Origin of the sequence: Psychrobacter sp. 5A.1 (assembly GCF_030407455.1) — a bacterium.
Lineage (GTDB): Bacteria > Pseudomonadota > Gammaproteobacteria > Pseudomonadales > Moraxellaceae > Psychrobacter.
In genome coordinates this window covers 1-22123 of sequence record NZ_JASDDJ010000053.1, presented here as the reverse complement: position 1 = coordinate 22123, position 22123 = coordinate 1, and the positions used below count along the sequence as shown (strand labels likewise).

The following is a 22123-nucleotide window of genomic DNA, read 5'->3' as shown; positions in this document are numbered from 1 at the left end:
TAAAGTATTCGATCTGGTATTCTTTTATATTAACTATGGTTATGTCTGATGACAGCATACTTTTTAGAACACCACCCGTTTGTTATCATGTCTATGTTCGTGATCGCAGGCCCTGCTATGGAAAAAATGGCGGGTAGACCTAATATCGGCGGATTTCAGTTTATTGGGCAGCTGATATCTAGCTCAATTCCTGCTATGTTATTTATTTTATTAGTCATTTCAAACATCCTTGTAGATTTGCTTGTATTGCGCAATATTGATTATGCAAAATACAATTCATGGCTGTTTATACCTAATCTATGTGTCATTTCATTTATTTTTCTCAAGGCTTCACAGGATTACTTTTTGTTTTTTAACCTTTGTTTACTTTCTTTCTTTTGTTATAAAGTTTATAAGTACTACAAATATTACAGCCATTATCGACAGTATGTGAACGAAAAAAAGATAAGGGCAGAAGGAATATAAGTGATCGTTATATTCATGTAGGTGCAGTATCACATGGCTGTATGGCAATGTATGATTTGGAAAAATGGAATAAATTATTTAATTAGCAATCGCCAATCTAATAATATGCAATATGTTGGGAAATTAAATATAAGGAATATTAATTGATGCGAAAACCATTGATTATATCGTTCACTATAATTTTTATGATTTCTTGCACCTCAGATCATGATTTTTATATTACTTACAAAAACAACAAGACAGAAGTTAAAGCATTAAATAAACCAGCAAACGCCGACATCATAGAATCGCCTATAGCCAAGTATCAGCCACCCAAAAACTACGATAAACCTGAGTACATGCTGCAATCAGCGATAGCAAGGCTGCAAAAATTGGATTCAATAGATAAGAAAAATGAAGCCGACAATATGCTATTAGAACTCGAAAAGGAAGGCGATAAATATTTGGCTGAGAATAAATTGTTTAAAGCATGGGATAAATATAGTATGGGCGCATTGTCTTATCCTACCCCAAGGATAATAGTAAAAGAGGGGGATGTGTTGATGCAACATTATATTAAAAATATTAAAATAATATGTAACTGTGAAACAATAAATGACTTAGAAGAAAGTTTTCAGTCGGCTATTACAGTAAAAGAATTTAGATACAAAATTTTAAGTAGATATCATCTATCCTTGAACTTAAATCAATATGCAAACTTGAATATTACTGAGTCACAAAGGTTAGACAATAAGCGAGAGCAGGCACTGGTTAAAAAAATAGATTGCTTAGAGGATAAACTAAATTTTAAAGATAGAGCCTCAGACTTTAAAAAATTTTCCGAGTGTATATAGAATTAAGTAGGCCGTATTGAACATTCAACCATGGCATTGACAGAGACTATTTGTGAATGTTCAACACGCCCTAAGCTGTTTATAAAAACATCCTCTAGCAATGAGAACCCTATGAAAAAACTCGCCTTAGCCACAGTAAGCATTTTAGGCACTTGCCTACTCTCCACTTATGCCAATTCAGCAAGTTTTGATTGCAACAAAGCTGCTAGCTGGGTAGAAAAAACCGTTTGTGACAGTCCTGAGCTTTCTAAGCTTGATGACACAATGGCAAAAAAATATAAAAGCAATCTTAGTGCTGCTCCTGACTATGAAGACAGCAAAGCTTTTAAAGATAGATTCATTGCGAATCAACGCACATGGCTTACGTTTCAGCGTAATACCTGTAAAAGTGAAGAATGTCTGATACGTGAGTATAAAGAGTATATCGAAGAGCAAACCAATTACGGTGTGGCTTGGAATTTTTCAGATGAGTTAAGTCCTTCTGATTTACCGAGCAAAAGTGCCTTTGGTAAGTTTTCTCAAACCTCTCAAATCTCAATATATAATTCAGGTACTCAGCGCTGGGAAGATACGGGAGAGGCAAAAAATACGGTATCGATTCATAGTGTCGCTAATAAACCTTATCTTTCTATTATCGATGGCGTTTTGATTTTTACCAATGCTCATACCTGCGATTTGGGAGAGAGTAAAGCCATATGGTCAGAAAATCACTGGGTCGTCAACGATGATCAGCCAGATAAAAACGTTGAGCTGCGTTTATATCCAGCAACTTATAAAGGCCAGACTCAATTATTATTAAGAGATATGGATGATCACTATAGAAGACTGCATTGTGGTATGCGAGGGTATTTTGACGGTATTGTATTAGAGCGTGAGGTCGATTAGCTTTTCGAACTTTCAAAGCAATGATAGGTTATATCTTATCTCAATTGAAATTGAAACCTTGAGCGATATTTAAGCTCTAAATAAAAAAACGGCAGGAAATAATATTCCTGCCGCCCCATAAATACTTTATGTTTGACTATTAAATCCCTGCCGCAACCTCAGCACCATCACGAATCGCACGTTTGGCATCCAATTCAGCGGCCAGTTTTGCGCCACCGATTAGGTGATATTGCGCGTCTGGTGCATCACCAACGTTTGGCATTAGCTCAACGACTGACTCTTGACCAGCACAGACCACGACGCTATCGACACGTAATAGCTGGCTTTGACCTTGACTGTTAGTGACCCAAATACCTTCATTAGTGATTTTGTCATACTGCACGCCAGCGACTTGGATGACGCCGTGAGATTTGATATGAGCACGATGCACCCAACCAGAGGTTTTGTTTAGACCACTGCCCAGACGACCTTTGCTACGCTGCATGAGGTAGACTTGGCGGATTGGTTTGATCGCGTGCGGTCTGACCAGACCACCATCACTTTGATAGTCGGTATCGTTGGTCACGCCCCACTCCTCGCGCCATTCGCTGATTGACTGCGGCTCAGGACGATAGCTTGGATCTTTTAGTCCATCAGGGCCGATCTCATCAAGCGACTGACCATGATTAGCGGTCAGATATTCACTGACATCAAATCCGATACCGCCCGCACCGATGACTGCCACTGTGTTGCCCACAGCTTTTTCACCAGAGAGCAAATCAGCATAGCTGATCACTTGCGGCAAATCAGCACCTTCGAGCTTACCTTCCAGGCTTCTAGGTACGACGCCAGTGGCGACGATGACATGATGGAACTTGGCTTTTTCAAGCATGTCCTTATCAACTTTGGTATTCAGTTTAATCTCAACACCCAAGTGCTCAAGCTCATTGATATAGTAGCGAACGGTCTCAAAGAATTCTTCTTTACCAGGGATGACTTTGGCATAGTTGAACTGACCGCCCAACACGTCTTTTGCTTCAAACAAGGTCACTTCATGACCACGTAGGGCAGCCACATGAGCGGCTGACATACCAGCGACACCGCCACCGATGACGGCGACTTTTTTAGGCTTTTTCGCTTTCTTATAGACCAGTTCAGTCTCATAACAAGCTTGCGGATTGACCAAACAAGTCGAGCGTTTGTTTTCGAACGTATGGTCGAGGCAGGCTTGGTTACAAGCGATACAGGTGTTAATACGATCTGTCTGACCGTTTTTAGCTTTATTGACCCAGTGCGCATCAGCCAAGAATGGACGCGCCATCTGAATCATATCTGCTTGACCAGTCGCGACGATTTCTTCTGCTGTTTCTGGCATGTTAATACGGTTGGCCGCCATCATTGGGATACTAATGTGCTTTTTGATTTCAGCGGTGAAATCCACAAACGCAGCACGTGGTACGCTCGTCACGATAGTCGGAATACGCGCTTCATGCCAGCCGATGCCGGTGTTCATGATGGTTACGCCCGCTTCTTCTAGCGCTTTTGCCACGGTAATGACTTCATCCATGACGTTACCGTCTTTGACCAAATCGATAACAGATAAGCGGAATAGAATGATAAAGTCTTCGCCAGTCGCCTCACGAACGGCTTTGACCACGTCGACAGCGAACTTCATACGTCCATGAATATCACCACCATAAATGTCTTTACGCTTATTCACATGGCTTGATAAAAACTGGTTGAGTAGATAACCTTCAGAGCCCATGATTTCGACGCCATCATAGCCTGCTTGCTTGGCAAGTTTGGCTGAGCGAGCGTAATCTTTTACCGTCTGCTCGATGTTTTTGATGCTCATCTTACGCGGTTTAAACGGTGAGATTGGTGATTTGATTGGGCTAGAGGATACGGCAAAAGGGTGATAGCCATAGCGACCACTATGCAAGATTTGCATGATGATTTTGCTGTCATGTTTATGCACAGCACGAGTAACGCGCTGGTGGTTGATGACGTCAGCTTTGGTATTCATCGTTCCGCCAGCAGGCAACAACCAACCTTCACGATTGGGCGAGATACCACCAGTGATCATCATTGCCACGCCGCCTTTGGCACGCTCTGCAAAATACGCCGCCAGCTTGCCGTAATTATAAAAACGGTCTTCAAGCCCTGTGTGCATAGAACCCATCACCAGACGGTTTTTTAAGGTAGTAAAACCCAAATCTAGCGGCTCAAATAAATGCGGATAGTGTTCATTGGTGCTAGCGGTATGGATCGTATTGGCATTATGGCTGGCGGACATATCATTTTCCTTATGAATGGTTTATGAGGCTACTTCTTAAAACAGTTGCGCGAAAGGGTTTAGCATTATCGATATCGTAACACACCGTGATTATTGTCAGCTATGCAGACAAGCGACTGATGAGTGAGCACTATATTAATTGCCATTACGAGTGGTACAGTGTATCAAGCTGTACTGTGGCATATGATTCAATAAACATCACGAAACCCAGCCAGATTTTGAGGTAGATTATGTATCATTATATTAATACTATGAAGAGATTAGACTAAGATATAAATCGATAAATATCGACTTATATCTATAACTTCTGTGCTAGATTACTGTACTAAATAATATACTGACGTTAATGTACTGACGCATTATAGAAATACGATAAAGGACTATCATCATGACAGATTTCCACACAGGCCTTGGCAAAAACGCCGCCAACCATCAACCGCTTACCCCTATTGATTTCATCATTCGCAGTGCACAGGTTTACCCTAATAAGACTGCCATTATTTATGACGATTTAGAGCACAATAACCTCACTCAAACATGGCAACAGACCTATACTCGCTGTCGCCAACTGGCTGATGGTCTGCGCAAATTGGGTATCGACAAAAATGACACGGTCGCAGTCATGTTACCGAACACGCCAGCAATGATTGAATGCGCCTTTGGTGTGCCGATGTCAGGCGGTGTGCTCTGTACCTTGAATACGCGACTCGATATCAATGCACTTACCTTTTGTTTGCAGCATTCCGAAGCAAAGGTCTTAATCTTAGACAGTGAGTTTTCTGAACATGCTGAAATCATCAATGAGACTTTTCCAGATTTAATCGTCATTCATGCGACAGACAATGCTGTCGATATCGAGCGTTTTGGGCTCATGAGTTATGAAGCATTGGTAGCCAGCTCAGACAGCTTGGACAATTGGGAAAAACCATCAGACGAATGGGATGCGATTGCGCTGAATTATACCTCTGGTACGACGGGCAAGCCCAAAGGTGTGGTCTATCATCATCGCGGCGCAACTCTCAATGCTATCTCTAATATTTTGGATTGGGACATGCCCAAACACCCCATGTATCTATGGACACTGCCGCTTTTTCACTGTAACGGTTGGTGCTTTCCGTGGACCATCGCCGAGCGTGCTGGGGTCAATGTGTGCTTGCGAAAAATCGATGCTGATTTGATATTGCAGCTGATTGCTAAGCATAAAGTCAGTCATTATTGCTCAGCGCCTGTGGTACACAATATGATTGCAGGCGGCAAACCTGAGTATAAAGAAGCTATTACTCATACGGTCAAAGGCTGGGTCGCTGGTGCACCGCCATCTGAAACCATGCTGGCCGAAATGGAAGCGATGGGTTTTCATATCTCTCATGTCTACGGTCTCACTGAAGTGTATGGGCCAGTGACGGTCTGCGCTGAGCAGGAAGAATGGAATGAGCTTGATGTGGCTACCCGTGCCCAAAAGAAATCACGTCAAGGCATCATTTCTCATTTGATGGCGGGATTTGAGGTATTTAAACAAGGTACAACTGAGCCAGTGGCCGCTGATGGGGCAGAAATGGGCGAACTGGCGCTGCGTGGCAATATGGTGATGAAAGGCTATCTAAAAAGTCGTAAAGCCACCGAGGAGGCATTCGCTGATGGCTGGTTCCGCACGGGTGATTTGGGCGTCAAATACCCCGATGGTTATATCAAAATTATGGACAGACTCAAAGACATCATCATCTCAGGCGGTGAGAATATCTCTAGTATCGAGGTAGAAAACGTCTTGTATAAAATGCCTGAGATTGAGAGCTGCGCTGTCGTCGCGGCGCCACATGATAAATGGGGCGAAGTGCCCGTTGCCTTTATCGAAATTCACGCTGGCAGCACCTTGCAACGCGATACGGTGATGGAGCACTGTAGTCAGCACCTAGCAGGTTTTAAAGTGCCAAAATATATTATCTTTGCTGAAATACCAAAGACCAGTACCGGTAAAGTGCAAAAATTTGAGCTGCGCCAAGCGGCCAAATCATTGGCACACGAAACCCCAAAAGTAACTGCTAGTGCGAAATAGGCTTTTGAAGGCGTAAAACATTTCTTATAAATAAAATGTCTTTTATAAAGAGGGTCAGCTTAATCATATTAGGCTGACCCTTTTTTGTGAGCGCTCTAACCAAGCTTAGGCTCAAGCCATTGATAAACTAACATCCCGACAATCATCGCGGGGATAAAGACGTACGCTTGCCACTGGCCTGTTCCGAGTAATACGATTCCTGGCCCTGGGCAAATACCGACCAACCCCCAGCCGATGCCAAATAGCATCGCACCGATAAGGAGTTTTTTATTAATAACGGTTTTGCTTGGCATCTCTATCAATATGCCAATCCAGCTCGTCTGCTGACGCTTGGCCAACTGTACGCCGACGATTGCAACCATCAGACCACCGCCCATTACAAGAGCAAGGGAGATATCCCATGCGCCAAATACGTCCAAAAACCCTTGTACCTTTACAGGATCGGTCATACCAGATATCAGCAGACCAAAACCAAATAATAATCCTGCCAGCAATCCAATTATATTTTTTAGCATGTTTGTCTCTCACTATCATTTCTTATTCATACGACTCAACGCTGTATTGGCACAATTCTTTTAAATCAAACCTAAAACATGCCTACCAACATAGACGGTCACAATACCAAAGAACATAAAGGTCGCCGTCGCTGCCATCGACCGCGGAGACAAGCGGGCATTACCACAAATACCATGCCCACTCGTGCATCCTGAACCCAAACGCGTCCCAAAACCGACCAATAATCCTGCACCAATCAACAACGGCAAAGAGGTACTGATAGCCACCTCAGGTAGCGGTCTTACCAACTGATATAGCAGCGGTGAGATGATCAAGCCCAGTATGAATAGCACCTGCCACATCTCGACACGCTTGGATTGTAGCAAGCTGGAAAAAATACCGCTGATACCTGCTATACGACCGATACCCAACAGTAAAATAACCGTCGCCACGCCTAGTATCAGACCTCCCACTAAGGAGATCGGCGTAAATGCTTGCCAGTCTATTTGTATACTCATAACGGACTACCCAATTAATTTTATTAAATACGTGCTTAAATATTAATTTATAATAATACATTATATTATAAAATATAATAAAAGGGTAAAAAAATACTGAACCTAGCATAATGCGAGTGGTTCAGTATTTTTTATAACGGTTACGATGTCTCAGTAAGCCATTGCATAAAGACCTTTATCAGACGTCTTAATCACTACTCTGACTGGCTCAGCACTTCATCAAGTGTAGCCTCAAAACGGGCTACTGTGCCGTCGATATCTGTCAGTTTATCCAAACCGAATAGACCCAAACGGAAAGTTTTGAAGTTATCAGGCTCGCCCACTTTCAATGGTACGCCAGCAGCGATCTGCATACCTGCTGCCGCGAACCCGCTACCTTTATGCATGTCATCACGTTCAGTATAAGACACGACAACACCAGGCGCTTTGAAACCTTCAGCTGCCACGCTCTCAACGCCTTTGGCTTCTAATACTTCACGAATGCGTTTACCAAGTGTCCACTGCGCATCACGCAACTTATCAAAACCGATTGCTTTGGCTTCATTAACGGCATCACGGAATTGACGTAAGCTGTCTGTCGGCATAGTCGCATGGTACGCGTGACCGCCATTTTCGTATGCGCGCATGATGTTTAGCCACTGCTTCAAATCCAAGCTAAAGCTACTAGATTCTGTACTCTCTACTTTTTTGATGGCAGCATCACTTAGCATGACCAGACCTGCACACGGTGTGCTGCTCCAGCCTTTTTGCGGTGCGCTAATCAGGACGTCGATACCTAACGCTTTCATGTCTAGCCATACGCAGCCTGAAGCAATACAGTCAATAATCAGTAAGCCACCAACGCTATGCACAGCCTCGCTCAACGCTTTGATATAGTCATCTGACAAAATAATACCAGATGAGGTTTCAACATGCGGCGCAAATACAACTGCTGGCTTTTCTTCTTTGATTTTGGCTACGGCAACGTCAATATCAACTGGAGCAAACGGTTTTGGCGACTCGCTATCGTCGCTACGATTGGCAGTAAGTACCGTAGAAGATTGGGCGATTTTGCCTTTTTCCAAGATTTGTGTCCAACGATAGCTGAACCAACCATTACGAATGATTAAGCAGTCTTCATTATTTGCCAATTGGAGGGCAACCGCTTCCATTCCGTAAGTACCAGAACCAGGCACGATCACCGCTGCATCAGCGTTATATACAGATTTTAGGTCACTAGATAAGTCGTTCATCACTTGCTGAAAGGCTTTTGACATATGATTCAGCGCGCGATCGGTGTAGACCACTGAGTATTCTAATAAGCCGTTTGGATCGATATCTTGACGTAATGCAGGCATTGAACATTCCTAGTGTATGGTTAGATGGTTAATGGCTATTCAAATCAAACTTCGTACAGTAATATTCGGATAGGAAAGCAATATAGATAGCATCTATAGTTCAGCATTAGTGTGCGTGACTACAGTGAAACGCTAAGGATGATGGGTATCCATTGAATACTCATATCAAATAAAAATGAAGAATATCATGCGAGGTTGAGCAGATAGCACGGCAACCCAATGCTATTGTTTTTGATGGTGAGGTCATGTGCTATCTTGAGCTACGCCATCCATGAGAGCTTGATATTAGCACTGATAATGCAGGTTGACAATGAGAAGTTTGCGCACTCATAATCTATACACAGTTCATGGTTTTTCAATAAATAAACGGTCGTTATCGACAGCTGCGATGAGCGTCTTGTAATCCTGATACCACAAAATCCAGCAACTCACTGTCGCCTTCACGAGCAGCCTTGCGCATGAGTTTCGATGGTGCGTGTGTCAGCGTCTGTGTTAAACGCCGTGACAGCTCGGTGAGGATGTCTTCAGGGCTAGCGTTGTCGTGCTGGAGCTGAGCAATAGACTCATGTAGCAGCTTATCTACTTGGTCATGAGTACGCGCACGATATTGCTGTATGTCTTTGCCAACTTGGCGCACTTGATAGCGCCGATCCATCTCGACGACCAATTGGCTAACCAGTAGCTCCGCATCGACGGCTGCTTGTCGGCGTTGCTCGATATTGCCAGCAATCACGTGCTGTAGATCATCGACAGAATACAGATAGACATCATCGATACGGCTAATGGTCGAGTCGATATCACGTGGTACTGCCAAATCAATCATCAACATCGGCTGATAACGGCGACGTTTCAAGGCTCGCAACGTCATGGTTTTATCAATTAATAAATCCATACTGCCACTACAGCTACTGACGATATCTGCTTCTGCTAATACTTGTGGCAGCTCTTGTAAAGGTCTAACCTCTACCAAATGACCTGATCGACGCAGCTCTGCCGCCAACGCTTCAGCACGTTCAGCGTTACGGTTGCAAATGATGACTCGCCCGACCCCAAGCCCCGCAATATGCGTGGCAACCAGACGATTCATCTCACCTGCCGCAACGACCAATAGCGTGCGACTGGGCAAATCGTCAAATATTTGCGTGACCAATTTGGCCGCCGCATAACTGAGCGAGACTGCTTGCGCACCAACCTTGGTTTCATTGCGTACCCGTTTTGCCGCCGCAAACACTTGATCGATGATCCAGCCAAGCTGGCTACTCAGTGCTCTCTGTTCCTGTGCCAACTGTACCGAGCGTTTGATTTGACCGAGGATTTGCGGCTCACCCAGTATCATAGAGTCAAGCCCTGCAGCCACTCTTAACCAATGGGTCAATGCGTGCGTATCACGGTGGACATATAGATAAGGATCAATATCAGTGAGCGACAACTGCTTGAAATCAGCCAGCCATTTTTTGATGGTGATAATGTGAGTACCAATGGCGGCAGAGGACGTCTGACTGTCGATAGCGTTATTGCTAGCAGAAGAAACTGGCTGCTCTGACAGTTGCGGGACAAGCGCATAAATCTCAGTACGGTTGCAAGTGGAGACAATCACACTGCCATCAGTAAAGGCCTCTAATTGCTCGAGCGCGACATTTACATCGTCACCTACAAGCGCCAAGCGCTCTCGTAGAGCGACTGGTGCAGTTTTGTGATTGACTCCAATGACCACTAATCTCATTATCGATAGACCATAAACATGACTCTTACCTGCCAGCCACGCTATCTTATTAGTTTTAAAAGACAGTTTTAGACGACAGTGCTGAAAGGAAGACCCTAAAAACCGCTTATTATATCATTATTGGTGGCTTTAATTAACACTCACCCATCTATGATAACTATTTGCTTGTATCTGGGCACAGGGGTAACAAATCAACTACTTATGCGATTGTTAAAATCAATCTCCATATTTTAGGCCATTTAGAGAACACTCCTTTGAATTGAGGACACGTGCTAGCAAAGCGTGGTAAAAATAAACAAAACCATTCGCTTACTTCACGTTAACTTGTTATATTTTCATAGTATTTTGTTCAACAGACCCCAATATAAATAGCTACCTTTAGCTGTTTATACTCTAAATTTTTGAAAACGTGCTCGCTATCAGTCACAAATTTATGAAATGATGATTGCCAATATCTGAGTAACACGGATGCTATTGTTTATGTCATCCATCTACTCTTATAATGTTTGTCATGGATATTCATTGCTAGGGCGTGTCCTCAATCTAAACCCTAAATGGCAGATGAGCCAAAATGAGGAAACACCCTAACCTTTAACTTGAAATAATTAAAATAAACTTGTCTTATCTACGTAGGTAAACCATGGGCGAATACGGCTATCTATGATTTTTTTTGGATCATTACTTCGGTCACCACCTCTTTATAGCGAACCATCTGGCTTTCGTGCTTTATTGCATGTCGCGATCGAGCGCCTGTGTCAACGGTATAAGCTAGCGTTGTCGTTTGCAGTGTGCTTGTGCTTGGCTGCACCTGTCCATGCCAGCCATCCTGATACCTATTTAGACACAAAAACCCCCATGATATCCACTGCTAGCGACAATCAGCCGATTGATGACAATGCGGCTGTTGAGGCAACTGTTAACGAAAACACCCTAACCATAGAGAACGTAAAAAACATTAATGGCTTAGCACCAGCCAGCCTATGGCAGCCCGAGCTTAAAGAACCAAGCTTATACGCCCTATTGGATGCAGAATTTTCTGCCGATCGCGGTGACCGACAGCGTGCGGTTGCTATTTATAAGCAGCAGTCTTTTAAAGAAGATGCCACAGTGGTATTTGAAAGAGCACTCAGCCTGTCTCTGCGTAATGAAAGGGTTGAAGACTCTTTGCAATTTGCCAAAACATGGCAAGATCAAAACCCTGATCACGTACCTGCTTGGTTTTATGTCGCACATTTGGCCTTACGCGCCCACGATTATATCTTAGCGGGTGAGACTCTAAATCGCATCTTGCGTTATGATCCGCGTGCGGACTTAAGCGAAATCCTTATCGGTATTTATCCGAACAATGACGATGACAAACGCGAGCTACTTGCCGCATTGCAGCCACTAGATAGTGAGCAAAATGCCTCACTGTCTGTATTAAAAGCGGGTTTACTCTATCAATTTAATGAGCCTGAAGTCGCCATCGTGCATATCAACCGTGCCTTAGATCGTCAGCCTGACTATGTGCCCTTTATTACGTTAAAGGCCGACATATTGCGCAAAATCGTCACCGCAGAGACTGTCATCAATTATGTCAGTCAAGCTCGTCTACGCAATCCTGATAGCAAAAGCTTATATTTATACGAAATTCGTTATCTATTAGATTTAAAACAAAGCGAGCAAGCTTGGAAATTACTGCTTGAAGCCCATAACCGATTTAGTGATGATGCCGAGATTACCTTGCTAGCTGCACTGGTGAGCTTGGATGTTGAAGAGTACGCTAGTGCCGATGAACTACTCAACATGCTCGCCAAGAGTCCCGCTTACCTTGACCAAGCCTACTATTATCTTGGTATCAGTGCCGAGCGGCAGCAGCAATTTGATCAAGCCAAAACCTATCTCAATGGCGTCATGCAAGAGGATTTGGTATTAGAAGCACGTAGAAAAGTAGTGGCTTTTGAATTGCTCGATGACGATGTCGATGCAGCAATCGCGACTTTAGAAAAACTGCGCAAAGACTTTACGGTATTCGCGCCTGATGCTTTTGTGATGCAAGCCGATATCCTATGGCAACAAAATGAGTCGGATGAAGCACTGCGTCTACTGACACGTGCCGCTCGTAAATATCCTGATAATGAAATGCTACTCTTTGCACGTGCTCAGCTTTTGGATGACAAAGAAGACTATATCGTCAAGCGCACCTTGCTCAATCATTTGCAGGCATTAGATCCTAGCAACCTATCCTATCAGCTCAGTTATGCGCAGTTACTACTGGCCAATGAACGCAGCTCAGAGCAAGGCTTGGCGCTAGCCACAGCGATTATTAAAATTCATTACGATGACCCACGTTACGATAATGAGCTACATCTACAAGCACTCAATATCCTAGCAAGCAATGCGCTGGCTAACAAAAACTACCAGCAAGTGATCGACTACCTACAAACGCCTTATGATGTGCTCCCGACCCTACGCTCAGGTGCGCTGTTATTGCGCGCCTACCAAGGCCTAGGTAACAATGAAAGAGTCGAGGCATTACTCGCAGACTTGCAGCAGCGCTTCTCATTTGGACAGCATAATATCAATGACCGCATACAACTGTATTAAATGCATGGTCAATCAACCATCTTGATAGTAGGCAAAGCAGTTGTACGATTACAAGGCACTTATAAGAAGCTAACAGCCGTGCATAACCGAGCAACAAATAACGCTTAAGCTAATATCTTTGTTCATCTTTCCATTTTGAGAAACTATTATGTCAGCATCAATCACTTCTTATAAACCAAATAAATTGGCTCTGTTTACTGCTATAACTGCAGCCATGCTCATAACCTCTGGCTGTCAGTCACTAAAAACGGCCAACGCGACTAACCAGCCAACGACTACTGTACAAGGTCAAAACGCTGATCAACCACAAAAGCTAGAGAGCTTTAATATCACGGGTAAAATTGGGGTAACGACGCCTGCGAATGATTCGACAGGTACTCAAGGTGGTAGTGCGTTCTATGCATGGGGTCAGCAAAATGACCGATTTGCCATTGAATTAATTGGCGCACTTGGTATCGGCAAAACCAACATTGAATATAATGGTCAGACCGCTACTCTGGTTAGCGAAAAGACAGGTACATTGACCGCTGACGATCCTGAAACCTTGCTAAAGAAAGCCACTGGTTGGCAAGCGCCAATTTCACAAATGCCTTACTGGATTTCTGGTCGCCCAGCACCTTCAGATAGTGCGCCACAACTGGATGATCAGAGCCGCTTAGTTAGCTCAGTCAATGGTGAGTGGACAGCCAGCTTTACTTATAAAGGTACGGATAAGCTACCTAGTAAAATTAGCGCAGTACAGCCACAGGGTAACAAAGTTGTAATGACGATCAACCATTAATCCATCTTTTATTAACAACAGAAAGACTGCTAAAAACCATCATTGCTAATTAAGATAGCTGTTTATAACTGCACCTTATGATAAAAAAATATGACTGAAAATATAGCCGAACCATCTGTTTCTATGATTACCCGTTTATCGCCTGCAAAACTCAATCTATTTTTGCACATCACTGGCAAACGCGCTGATGGCTATCATAATTTGCAAACGGTTTTTCGCCTGCTCGATTGGGGCGATTATTTACATTTTTCGATGATAGATGATGCCGTCATTTCTACGGCTAATAATGGATTAGATGCTAATAAACTCTGTCATCAGCTATTGATATTGGCTGGTGCAGAAGCGATAACGACCAGCATAGAAGATAATCTCATTTTTAAAGCAGCACGCGCATTGCTAGCGTCTGCTATACAGTCAGACAATTTACCTGAGCAGTTAGCGCCAGTACAAATCACTGTAGACAAGCACTTACCAATGGGCGCAGGATTGGGTGGCGGCTCCTCCAATGCTGCTACTACCTTATTGGCATTAAATGAGATTTGGCAGCTTAATTTAACTTGTGACGAGCTTATAAAGATTGCTACACAGGTAGGCGCGGACGTGCCAATCTTTATCTTTGGGCATGATGCGATTGCGATGGGCATTGGTGAGGAACTGACCGCCATTGATTTACCAGAACAGCAATATTTAATGTTGACACCTGATGCACACGTCAACACTGCCACACTTTTCGCTCATCCGAAACTACAGCGAGATATCGCGCCCCTATCGATTGAAACCATTCAAAGCCAATACGCTGACTATATACAAACGCTCACTGCACCCTATCACAATGTCTTTACACCTGTCGTCACAAGCCTTGCTCCCACTGTTAGAGATGCCTTGCATTACTTGCAAGGACTAGAGCAGCAAGCGATGGGTACAGCACGTATGACCGGCTCTGGTAGTGCGGTGTTTTTGCCATTGGATGCGAGTGTGGCTACTGACAAAGCGCTTTTGGCAAAATGGGTTGAAGGTGCGCCTTGTGCGGCATATATAGTTGGGAGTTTATAACTGCGCAAGTTTTTATAGATAGGTGAAAAGGTAAGATCCGCAAATACTATCAAGCCTAAAGCATTTAAGAGTAAAATATGATCACTCTCGGAAATACAGAAACTATTGCTTTTAAAATACACGAAATGGAAAAGCCATTCATAGTGATGGATATTATTGTGAACTCAGTAAACATCAGTTATCAAGATAATAATTATTATGCGTTTCCACTTGTTAACAATATTAAGAAAGAAATAGAACTTATTACTGATGGCGAATTTCACCTAAATAAAAGCTTGATCAATAAACCACTAAGCAAGCTACACGATATTTTTTATGAAACTGAAACTGGAGCTTACGATAGCAGTAGTGAGAGAACTAACTTTTTGTTCTATGACTTATCTACTAACAAATCTCTATTTTACGTTTACCAAGAAGATGAATGTCTGAAATTTTTTGATAGTAATAATACTATCACTTCAAGAATAAAGAAAAGTGAGTTCTTAGCTACATTGCTAAAGCTGTTGCATACAGTTGAGTCTTACGCTGCTCCTCGGAACATATAAGACTACTTTGGAAATCCTGTACCAGACACGCTAGTCTCAAGCTCACTAATATAGCCCTACGAGAGAATATGAGTAAGGCATCAATCCTTATTACCGACTTTCACCATATACCTATCGAAATCATACCGTCCTTGATGAATTAAGAATAAATAGCAGAAAAAGGCGCAAATGACTTGCAAAATCTGAAAATTTAATTATAATAGGTCGCCTCAATAGGGGTATAGCCAAGTTGGTAAGGCATCAGGTTTTGATCCTGACATCCGTTGGTTCGAGTCCAGCTACCCCTGCCATTTTTAAGTTCGAAGTGTTTGATATGTATACATTATAAGTGAATTATAAATCGTCACTTATCGTATTACCATTGACAACGCCATCCCAGTTTCGGTATAGTTCGCAATGAACGCCGCTAGGGAAAAGTTAGATATCAAACGGTTCATCCGTTTTGTAGATAACTGAAAGGTCGTAACGCCATTCTAAAAGTGACAATTATTAAAAGTTACTGCTAGAAATCGGACGTACACAGCCTAGACATTACAGGGGTATAGCCAAGTTGGTAAGGCATCAGGTTTTGATCCTGACATCCGTTGGTTCGAGTCCAGCTACCCCTGCCATTTTTTACTGTAATAGTATTCATCAAAACTTTTCACCACTCTTTTCTGAATTTGAGCAGTTTGACACTGCTTAGCGGTCTCTGCTTGAGTCAATCAATAGGACTTCTGTCATGCCTTATTTGGCGATTTTTACGGGCAATGCCCACCCAGAATTAGCAAAAACCGTAGCCGATCATCTTCACATACCTCTTGGTAAAGCTGACATCACGCGTTTTTCTGATGGCGAAATTGCCGTGGAAATCAAAGAACACGTACGTGGTAAAGATGTGTTTATCATGCAGCCTACTTGTGCACCGACCAACGACAACTTGATGGAAATCATGATGATGGCTGACGCTTTGCGTCGCTCTAGTGCTGGCCGTATCACAGCTGTCATGCCGTATTTTGGTTATGCTCGTCAGGATCGTCGTCCACGCTCAGCTCGTGTACCTATCTCGGCTAAAGTGGTCGCTGACATGCTAAACATCGTTAGTATCGATCGTGTAATGACGGTTGATTTGCACTCAGATCAAATTCAGGGTTTCTTTGATATTCCTGTAGACAACATCTACGGCACCCCTGTATTACTTAACGACCTACAAAAACAAGATTATGACAACATCATGGTTGTCTCACCTGATGTCGGCGGTGTGGTTCGTGCACGTGCCATGGCCAAGCAATTGGGTGATACCGACATGGCAATTATCGATAAGCGCCGTGCCCGTGCCAATGAATCACAAGTGATGCACATCATCGGCGACGTTCGTGACCGTGATTGTGTGATTGTTGATGACATGGTTGATACTGCAGGTACACTATGTAAAGCCGCTGAAGCATTGAAAGCGAATGGCGCGCGTCGCGTGTTAGCTTACATTACTCACCCTGTTCTATCTGGGAATGCACTGAAAAACATCAGTGAATCTGCACTAGATGAAGTTGTTGTTACTGATACGATTCCACTATCTGAAGCGGCAAAAGCTTGTAGCAAAATTCGTCAAGTCAGTATCGCGCCGATGCTAGCTGAAAGTCTACGCCGTATTAATAACGAAGAATCTATCAGTGCCATGTTTGATGTTTAAGACTCAAGCAGTCATGACTATTTTTTGATGCAAAACACACAGTTATAACCGCCAATCAATAGTCAAAAACAGAGCGCCAAGTGTCACCACTTGGCGCTCTGTTTTGTGTAGGCCTGTTGCGTAGGTCTTTATTATTGCTACAGAATCACGTATAATGCGCGCCTGTGCTGACCTTTTGTTTGATTCGTACAGGTTAGCACTACCAAAAGTGCTGATCATGCTTAAAAGCCAGCATCGTTTTGATAGTTATTATCATCACAAGCAGTGCTATAAGCAAATGGCTAAATTTGAAAATTGCGTGTTTTATTGGCAACGATAATTTTTAGCTATCATCACGTATTAGTGGATTGGTCGCAAATCCACTTTTTTATGACCAGACACTTCATCATACTTTTTATAGGATTATATCCATGAGCATTAATCATTTTGAACTAAACGCTATTGATCGTTCTGCTGAATTACAAGGTAAAGGTGCGAGCCGCCGCCTACGTAAGCAGAACCTAGTTCCTGCTATCATTTATGGTGGTGGTGAGCAACCAACAGCTATCTCTATCAAAATCAATGAACTAGTAAAATCACTTGAATTTGAAGCGTTCTTCTCACACATTTTGACCATCAATGTTGACGGCGTAGAGCATCAAGCTGTTATCAAAGATTTGCAGCGCCATCCTGCTAAAGGTTTCCCAATGCATGCTGATTTCCAGCGCGTTGTGAAAGGTCAAAAAATCACTATGAACGTTCCTGTTCATTTTGCTGGTAAAGAAGAAGCGCCAGGCACTGCAAAAGCTGGTGTTTTGTCAACGCTAGTATCAGATATCGAAATCTCTTGCATTCCATCACTACTACCTGAGTATCTAGAAATAGACGTATCTGGTATGGAAATCGGTGATTTGCTTCGTTTATCAGACATCAAACTTCCTGAAGGTGTTGTTATTCATGAGCTTGAGCTAGAAGATGGCCATGACCGCACAATCGCTAACATGCAGCCACCAACAGTAGAAGAAGTTGATACTGACAGTGTTGATGCAGCTGAAGTACCTGCTACTGCGCAGAATGCTGAAGAGAAAAAAGACAGCGAGTAATATCCTATTTCTCTGTAGTGCTCGATTTTGTGCTACATAGTCATACATTCGTTTAGTCAAAAAAACAGCAGGTGATGAATATCTCCTGCTGTTTTTGTAAGTAAGGTTTGCACATATACCATAGTCAAAGAACGCTAAAACGGGTACAAGGCAGCCGATTGCAGATGGGACAAGTCGTACATCTAGAAAGAATAATACCGTAGCAGTTTATTAATTCTCTGACTATATCTATCGATGTTGCAAACCTTACCCACTATTTATCACATTCAAGCAAGGTGTTTTTATGGCCATAAAGCTTATTGTCGGTCTTGGTAATCCTGGTCAGCAGTATATGTTTACGCGTCATAATGCAGGATTTTGGTTTGTTCATCATTTGGCTCAGCAGTTTAACATTACGCTCTCCCCTGATAAAAAATTCCATGGGGTGACAGGACGTGGACAAATCCACGGGTCTGATGTGCGTTTACTTATGCCGCTGACGTTTATGAATAAATCTGGTCAGTCAGTGGTGCCTATGGTAAATTTCTATGGCATCAAAAATGATGAATTGTTGATCGCGCACGACGAGCTCGATATTCCAGCGGGTAGTATCAAACTCAAAACCGATGGTGGACATGGTGGTCATAATGGTCTACGTGATATCACACCGCATATCGGCAATGATTTTCATCGTCTGCGTGTGGGTATCGGCCATCCTGGTCACAAGTCTAAAGTTAGTGGACACGTCCTCTCAAAAGCATCTCCTGATGAGCAGATTGCGATTGATAGCGCGCTGACAGCTGCTTTTGACGCGCTCCCATTATTGTTAGATGGTGACGTCGAAAAAGCTCGTTCACAAATCAATGGCTTTAAATTACCCGAATAATATAATGGTTCAATGATAACGACCTTTTATTTTGGCAGTTTTATCCCCATTAACCTTTTGATTTAGTTAATTAATATCAGTTACGCCAAGGAACCAACCTATGCTACTTAATATGCTTAAATGCAAATTGCACCGTGCCCGTGTTACCCATGCCGAGCTTCATTATGAAGGCTCTTGCGGTATCGACAGTGATCTATTAGATCTTGCTGGTCTACGTGAAAATGAATCTATCGATATCTATAACGTGACCAACGGTAAGCGCTTTCGCACCTACGCTATCCGTGCTGAAGCAGGCTCTGGTATTATCTCGTTAAATGGTGCTGCCGCTCATATGGCAGACTTGGGCGATATCGTTATCATTTGCGCTTATGCACATTTTGATGAAGTAGAAGCCTCAACCTATCAACCAAAACTTGTCTATTGTAATGAAGACAACACGGTAAAAGACACGGCAAACATTATCCCTGTACAAGTTGCTTAATATGACGGGATAGTGAGGTTTTGGGTAAATAAAAGGTGAATAGTAAACCGAACCGTTGACTGTATTATTCTAATGACCAAAAACCGCCACGCTAATATGAAAGCTGAATCCAAATAAAGATTCAGCTTTTTTTATGCCATTTTTATTTATTAAATTCATATTTTTATCATGTATAAGGAAACATATCGATGTGGTTGGCAGCGCTTGCAATACTGATTGGGTTAGCAATTTTAGTTTGGAGTGCCGATGTCTTTATTGATGGGGCGACAGCACTGGCAACAAAGCTGAGTGTGCCTAGCTTCTTAATCGGTGTCTTGATATTAGGCATAGGCACGTCAGCGCCTGAGATGGTGGTTTCGGTATTAGCAGCGCTAGACGATAGCCCCGAGCTGGCTCTGGGCAATGCTTATGGCTCAAACATCATTAACATCGCATTGGTGTTGGGTGCGACCGTACTTATTAGCCCCATTATCATCCGTAAGGGCATCGTAAAGCGCGACCTGCCCCTGCTGCTACTTATTACCATCATAGCCGCTTGGCAGCTACGTGATGGCACATTGAGTCAAGCTGATGGTATCGTACTACTGGTGTTATTGGTCGCTGTCTTGGGATTACAAATCATAATGAGTATCCGTGAAGGTCATCATGAGCACGAAGATGATGTGATCGTAAATCGTGCGGATACAGAGCACTCAGAGAACTTGGAGCCGAGCGTGGCACGGGGTCTTGTCAGCTTATTTATTGGTATGCTGATGCTGGTAGTGAGCTCACGTGCTATCGTGTGGGGCGCTGTCGAGTTGGCAACGCTGTGGGGTCTTAGTGAGCTCATCATTGGACTGACGATTGTGGCCATTGGTACATCATTGCCTGAGCTGGTATCGAGCTTGTCAGCGGCACGTAAAGGTGAGCATGATATGGCGCTAGGCAATATCATTGGCTCTAATATCTTCAATACGTTGGCAGTGGTCGGATTGGCAACCGTTATTGCCCCTATTGCCGCCGATCCAGTGATCTTGTCGCGCGATGTAATGGCGATGGGGCTATTGACGATATTGCTCGTTGTACTTTGCGTATTTGCCTTTAAGACAAAACGCCTATTCGGTCGTACGTCTGGCGCCACATTGGTTCTGTTCTTTATGGGCTACACCGCATGGCTGATTCAAACCGTGAGCATATAATTTTTGATTTTATACCGTTCGAGCGCCTAAGCTTCAATCTTTAAACTGTTTGGACTGAACCAGCTAAGCAACGGTATCACTATGTCGTTATGCCAATAGGCTATCACTACGGTTTTTTCTTACGGTTTTTGAAACCGCGCCATAGCCCTTCATGTGCCACTTTTGGCATTTTTAGGGTAATGGTGTTAGAAAGCATGTCTTGTACTGCCAGACCGCGAGGGTTGAACAGACAGAACATATAATTGAATACCAAACCAAGGAACGCGCTGGCCAATAAAGCGGCGCGTGATCCATCCACCAGACTGCCAATAATGCCAAAAAGTAGCGGCATCAAACAAGCAGCCAAAATACGCTTGAACGACTGTCCCCACGTTAGCCATTGGCCCGCATCATTGATCGTTTTCAACCGCCACGTTTGCATGCCCAATGTCTGACCACCACGGCGCCAGAATATCCCGTAAAATGCCACGAGCGTCAGTACAAATGATGGCGTCATAATGGCGTTCTGATACCAAAGCGGCAGTGACTGGGCTTGTGATGATTCCGTACCCGTCTCCATAGTCAACAGCGTGCCCACGACGGTTAGTATCGTCCCTACCAAAAACAACAGTGCCAAAATAAGCATACCATCATAGAGAATTGCCACGACACGAATCATGGGCTTAGCGATGGTTGGCTCTTCGTTAGCATCTTGCTGTGCAGTAGCGCTCGGTTGAGGCTTTGATTTAGTAGCGGCTTTTGAGGGACGTTTAGATGGACTTTTTGACATGGTACAAGCTCATAGCAAGCAGTGAATAGTAATGCCATTGTACCGTAAATGGTTGGCCTATCGTACATTATCCTAACGGACTATCCAAGATCATAGATGGCTCTCCAATATTATAGATGGCTCTCCAATATTATAGATGATTATCCAATCATGCTAAAAACAAGAGCTGGTCCTAGAATGAATAAGTTGAAGGGTAAAAGTGACAGACATAAAAAAACCGCCAAATTGTCATAAGACAGGCGATTATTTTAGGTACTTCTTAAGCTTATATAATAAGCTAGTATGCAAATGGTGCGCCTGGAGAGATTCGAACTCCCGACCCCTTAGTTCGTAGCCAAGTGCTCTATCCAACTGAGCTACAGGCGCGTATTTTGCACATCATCCACTGCGTTGTTAATAACAATTGCAGTAAATTAGGTTGGTTATTATATAGATAATATCGCTTGTGTCAACATTTTTATTCATTAAAATAAAATTAATTTTTAACTTATAAAAAATAAACAACCAATTTTTGCGATGCTACTCTAAAA

Annotated in this window: 19 protein-coding genes and 3 tRNA genes; 15 read left to right on the top strand and 7 right to left on the bottom strand. The window is 43.2% G+C overall.

All coding sequences use genetic code 11. The features are described from left to right. Positions 1-117: 117 nt before the first annotated feature. The 3 genes from QL982_RS11195 to QL982_RS11185 all read left to right on the top strand — a co-directional run bounded on the left by QL982_RS11195 (position 118) and on the right by QL982_RS11185 (position 2183). Entirely contained in the window at positions 118-465 is a 348-nt protein-coding gene (locus tag QL982_RS11195) for a hypothetical protein (protein ID WP_290161787.1), read from the top strand. 146 nt (positions 466-611) lie between these two features. Then, positions 612-1298, top strand: coding sequence for a hypothetical protein (locus QL982_RS11190; protein ID WP_290161790.1), 687 nt, complete (start codon positions 612-614; stop codon positions 1296-1298). A gap of 111 nt (positions 1299-1409) precedes the next feature. Further along, entirely contained in the window at positions 1410-2183 is a 774-nt protein-coding gene (locus tag QL982_RS11185; RefSeq protein WP_290161792.1) for a lysozyme inhibitor LprI family protein, read from the top strand. 139 nt (positions 2184-2322) lie between these two features. Here QL982_RS11185 and QL982_RS11180 read toward each other — a convergent pair whose 3' ends face one another. Further along, positions 2323-4458: an FAD-dependent oxidoreductase gene (locus tag QL982_RS11180; protein WP_290161795.1), complete on the bottom strand. Its 2136-nt coding sequence runs from the start codon at positions 4456-4458 to the stop codon at positions 2323-2325. 388 nt (positions 4459-4846) lie between these two features. Between QL982_RS11180 and QL982_RS11175 the strand changes: the two genes are divergently transcribed. Continuing rightward, positions 4847-6511: an AMP-binding protein gene (locus tag QL982_RS11175; RefSeq protein WP_290161797.1), complete on the top strand. Its 1665-nt coding sequence runs from the start codon at positions 4847-4849 to the stop codon at positions 6509-6511. 95 nt (positions 6512-6606) lie between these two features. Here QL982_RS11175 and QL982_RS11170 read toward each other — a convergent pair whose 3' ends face one another. From QL982_RS11170 to hemA, 4 genes are all read right to left on the bottom strand, one after another. Further along, positions 6607-7026: a DUF6691 family protein gene (locus QL982_RS11170; protein ID WP_290161799.1), complete on the bottom strand. Its 420-nt coding sequence runs from the start codon at positions 7024-7026 to the stop codon at positions 6607-6609. 60 nt (positions 7027-7086) lie between these two features. Then, positions 7087-7524 (bottom strand): YeeE/YedE family protein, encoded by a 438-nt coding sequence (locus QL982_RS11165; RefSeq protein WP_290161801.1) that lies wholly within the window; start codon positions 7522-7524, stop codon positions 7087-7089. A 194-nt stretch (positions 7525-7718) separates the two neighbouring features. Next, on the bottom strand, positions 7719-8861 hold the full coding sequence (locus tag QL982_RS11160; protein WP_290190326.1) for an aminotransferase class V-fold PLP-dependent enzyme: 1143 nt from the start codon (positions 8859-8861) through the stop codon (positions 7719-7721). Between the two features lie 373 nt (positions 8862-9234). Beyond that, entirely contained in the window at positions 9235-10584 is a 1350-nt protein-coding gene (hemA, locus tag QL982_RS11155) for a glutamyl-tRNA reductase (protein WP_290161804.1), read from the bottom strand. Between the two features lie 660 nt (positions 10585-11244). On the opposite strand from hemA, the gene QL982_RS11150 reads away from it, so the two are divergent. The 11 genes from QL982_RS11150 to QL982_RS11100 all read left to right on the top strand — a co-directional run bounded on the left by QL982_RS11150 (position 11245) and on the right by QL982_RS11100 (position 20824). Continuing rightward, positions 11245-13170, top strand: a complete 1926-nt coding sequence (locus tag QL982_RS11150; RefSeq protein WP_290161806.1) for a tetratricopeptide repeat protein — start codon at positions 11245-11247, stop codon at positions 13168-13170. A 148-nt stretch (positions 13171-13318) separates the two neighbouring features. Beyond that, positions 13319-13951 (top strand): lipoprotein insertase outer membrane protein LolB, encoded by a 633-nt coding sequence (gene lolB, locus QL982_RS11145; RefSeq protein WP_290161808.1) that lies wholly within the window; start codon positions 13319-13321, stop codon positions 13949-13951. A 90-nt stretch (positions 13952-14041) separates the two neighbouring features. Beyond that, positions 14042-15004 carry a 4-(cytidine 5'-diphospho)-2-C-methyl-D-erythritol kinase gene (gene ispE, locus QL982_RS11140; RefSeq protein WP_290161810.1) on the top strand — a complete coding sequence of 321 codons (963 nt, stop codon included), beginning with the start codon at positions 14042-14044 and terminating at the stop codon, positions 15002-15004. Between the two features lie 77 nt (positions 15005-15081). Next, the gene (locus tag QL982_RS11135) at positions 15082-15549 is read left to right on the top strand and encodes a hypothetical protein (RefSeq protein WP_290161812.1); all 468 of its coding nucleotides are present in this window, start codon (positions 15082-15084) and stop codon (positions 15547-15549) included. A gap of 214 nt (positions 15550-15763) precedes the next feature. Then, a tRNA-Gln gene (locus QL982_RS11130) sits at positions 15764-15839 on the top strand. 245 nt (positions 15840-16084) lie between these two features. Then, a tRNA-Gln gene (locus QL982_RS11125) sits at positions 16085-16160 on the top strand. 110 nt (positions 16161-16270) lie between these two features. Continuing rightward, positions 16271-17218 carry a ribose-phosphate pyrophosphokinase gene (locus tag QL982_RS11120; RefSeq protein WP_290161814.1) on the top strand — a complete coding sequence of 316 codons (948 nt, stop codon included), beginning with the start codon at positions 16271-16273 and terminating at the stop codon, positions 17216-17218. 410 nt (positions 17219-17628) lie between these two features. Next, positions 17629-18300 (top strand): 50S ribosomal protein L25/general stress protein Ctc, encoded by a 672-nt coding sequence (locus QL982_RS11115; RefSeq protein ID WP_290161816.1) that lies wholly within the window; start codon positions 17629-17631, stop codon positions 18298-18300. Positions 18301-18583: 283 nt separating this feature from the next. Then, on the top strand, positions 18584-19165 hold the full coding sequence (gene pth / locus QL982_RS11110) for an aminoacyl-tRNA hydrolase (RefSeq protein WP_290161818.1): 582 nt from the start codon (positions 18584-18586) through the stop codon (positions 19163-19165). A 100-nt stretch (positions 19166-19265) separates the two neighbouring features. Then, entirely contained in the window at positions 19266-19646 is a 381-nt protein-coding gene (gene panD, locus QL982_RS11105; RefSeq protein WP_290161820.1) for an aspartate 1-decarboxylase, read from the top strand. Positions 19647-19834: 188 nt separating this feature from the next. Continuing rightward, a complete protein-coding gene (locus QL982_RS11100) occupies positions 19835-20824 on the top strand; it encodes a calcium/sodium antiporter (RefSeq protein ID WP_290161822.1) in 990 nt (329 codons plus the stop codon). A gap of 106 nt (positions 20825-20930) precedes the next feature. Here QL982_RS11100 and QL982_RS11095 read toward each other — a convergent pair whose 3' ends face one another. Both QL982_RS11095 and QL982_RS11090 read right to left on the bottom strand, forming a co-directional pair. Beyond that, the gene (locus QL982_RS11095) at positions 20931-21593 is read right to left on the bottom strand and encodes an RDD family protein (protein WP_290161824.1); all 663 of its coding nucleotides are present in this window, start codon (positions 21591-21593) and stop codon (positions 20931-20933) included. Between the two features lie 289 nt (positions 21594-21882). Further along, a tRNA-Arg gene (locus tag QL982_RS11090) sits at positions 21883-21959 on the bottom strand. Positions 21960-22123 lie beyond the last annotated feature (164 nt).

What these genes read in the sequence shown, in the direction of transcription:
- QL982_RS11195 (WP_290161787.1), top strand. Translation starts at nt 118, where the DNA reads ATGGAAAAAATGGCGGGTAGACCTAATATCGGCGGATTTCAGTTTATT.
- QL982_RS11190 (WP_290161790.1), top strand. Translation starts at nt 612, where the DNA reads ATGCGAAAACCATTGATTATATCGTTCACTATAATTTTTATGATTTCT.
- QL982_RS11185 (WP_290161792.1), top strand. Translation starts at nt 1,410, where the DNA reads ATGAAAAAACTCGCCTTAGCCACAGTAAGCATTTTAGGCACTTGCCTA.
- QL982_RS11180 (WP_290161795.1), bottom strand. Translation starts at nt 4,458, where the DNA reads ATGTCCGCCAGCCATAATGCCAATACGATCCATACCGCTAGCACCAAT.
- QL982_RS11175 (WP_290161797.1), top strand. Translation starts at nt 4,847, where the DNA reads ATGACAGATTTCCACACAGGCCTTGGCAAAAACGCCGCCAACCATCAA.
- QL982_RS11170 (WP_290161799.1), bottom strand. Translation starts at nt 7,026, where the DNA reads ATGCTAAAAAATATAATTGGATTGCTGGCAGGATTATTATTTGGTTTT.
- QL982_RS11165 (WP_290161801.1), bottom strand. Translation starts at nt 7,524, where the DNA reads ATGAGTATACAAATAGACTGGCAAGCATTTACGCCGATCTCCTTAGTG.
- QL982_RS11160 (WP_290190326.1), bottom strand. Translation starts at nt 8,861, where the DNA reads ATGCCTGCATTACGTCAAGATATCGATCCAAACGGCTTATTAGAATAC.
- hemA (WP_290161804.1), bottom strand. Translation starts at nt 10,584, where the DNA reads ATGAGATTAGTGGTCATTGGAGTCAATCACAAAACTGCACCAGTCGCT.
- QL982_RS11150 (WP_290161806.1), top strand. Translation starts at nt 11,245, where the DNA reads ATGATTTTTTTTGGATCATTACTTCGGTCACCACCTCTTTATAGCGAA.
- lolB (WP_290161808.1), top strand. Translation starts at nt 13,319, where the DNA reads ATGTCAGCATCAATCACTTCTTATAAACCAAATAAATTGGCTCTGTTT.
- ispE (WP_290161810.1), top strand. Translation starts at nt 14,042, where the DNA reads ATGACTGAAAATATAGCCGAACCATCTGTTTCTATGATTACCCGTTTA.
- QL982_RS11135 (WP_290161812.1), top strand. Translation starts at nt 15,082, where the DNA reads ATGATCACTCTCGGAAATACAGAAACTATTGCTTTTAAAATACACGAA.
- QL982_RS11120 (WP_290161814.1), top strand. Translation starts at nt 16,271, where the DNA reads ATGCCTTATTTGGCGATTTTTACGGGCAATGCCCACCCAGAATTAGCA.
- QL982_RS11115 (WP_290161816.1), top strand. Translation starts at nt 17,629, where the DNA reads ATGAGCATTAATCATTTTGAACTAAACGCTATTGATCGTTCTGCTGAA.
- pth (WP_290161818.1), top strand. Translation starts at nt 18,584, where the DNA reads ATGGCCATAAAGCTTATTGTCGGTCTTGGTAATCCTGGTCAGCAGTAT.
- panD (WP_290161820.1), top strand. Translation starts at nt 19,266, where the DNA reads ATGCTACTTAATATGCTTAAATGCAAATTGCACCGTGCCCGTGTTACC.
- QL982_RS11100 (WP_290161822.1), top strand. Translation starts at nt 19,835, where the DNA reads ATGTGGTTGGCAGCGCTTGCAATACTGATTGGGTTAGCAATTTTAGTT.
- QL982_RS11095 (WP_290161824.1), bottom strand. Translation starts at nt 21,593, where the DNA reads ATGTCAAAAAGTCCATCTAAACGTCCCTCAAAAGCCGCTACTAAATCA.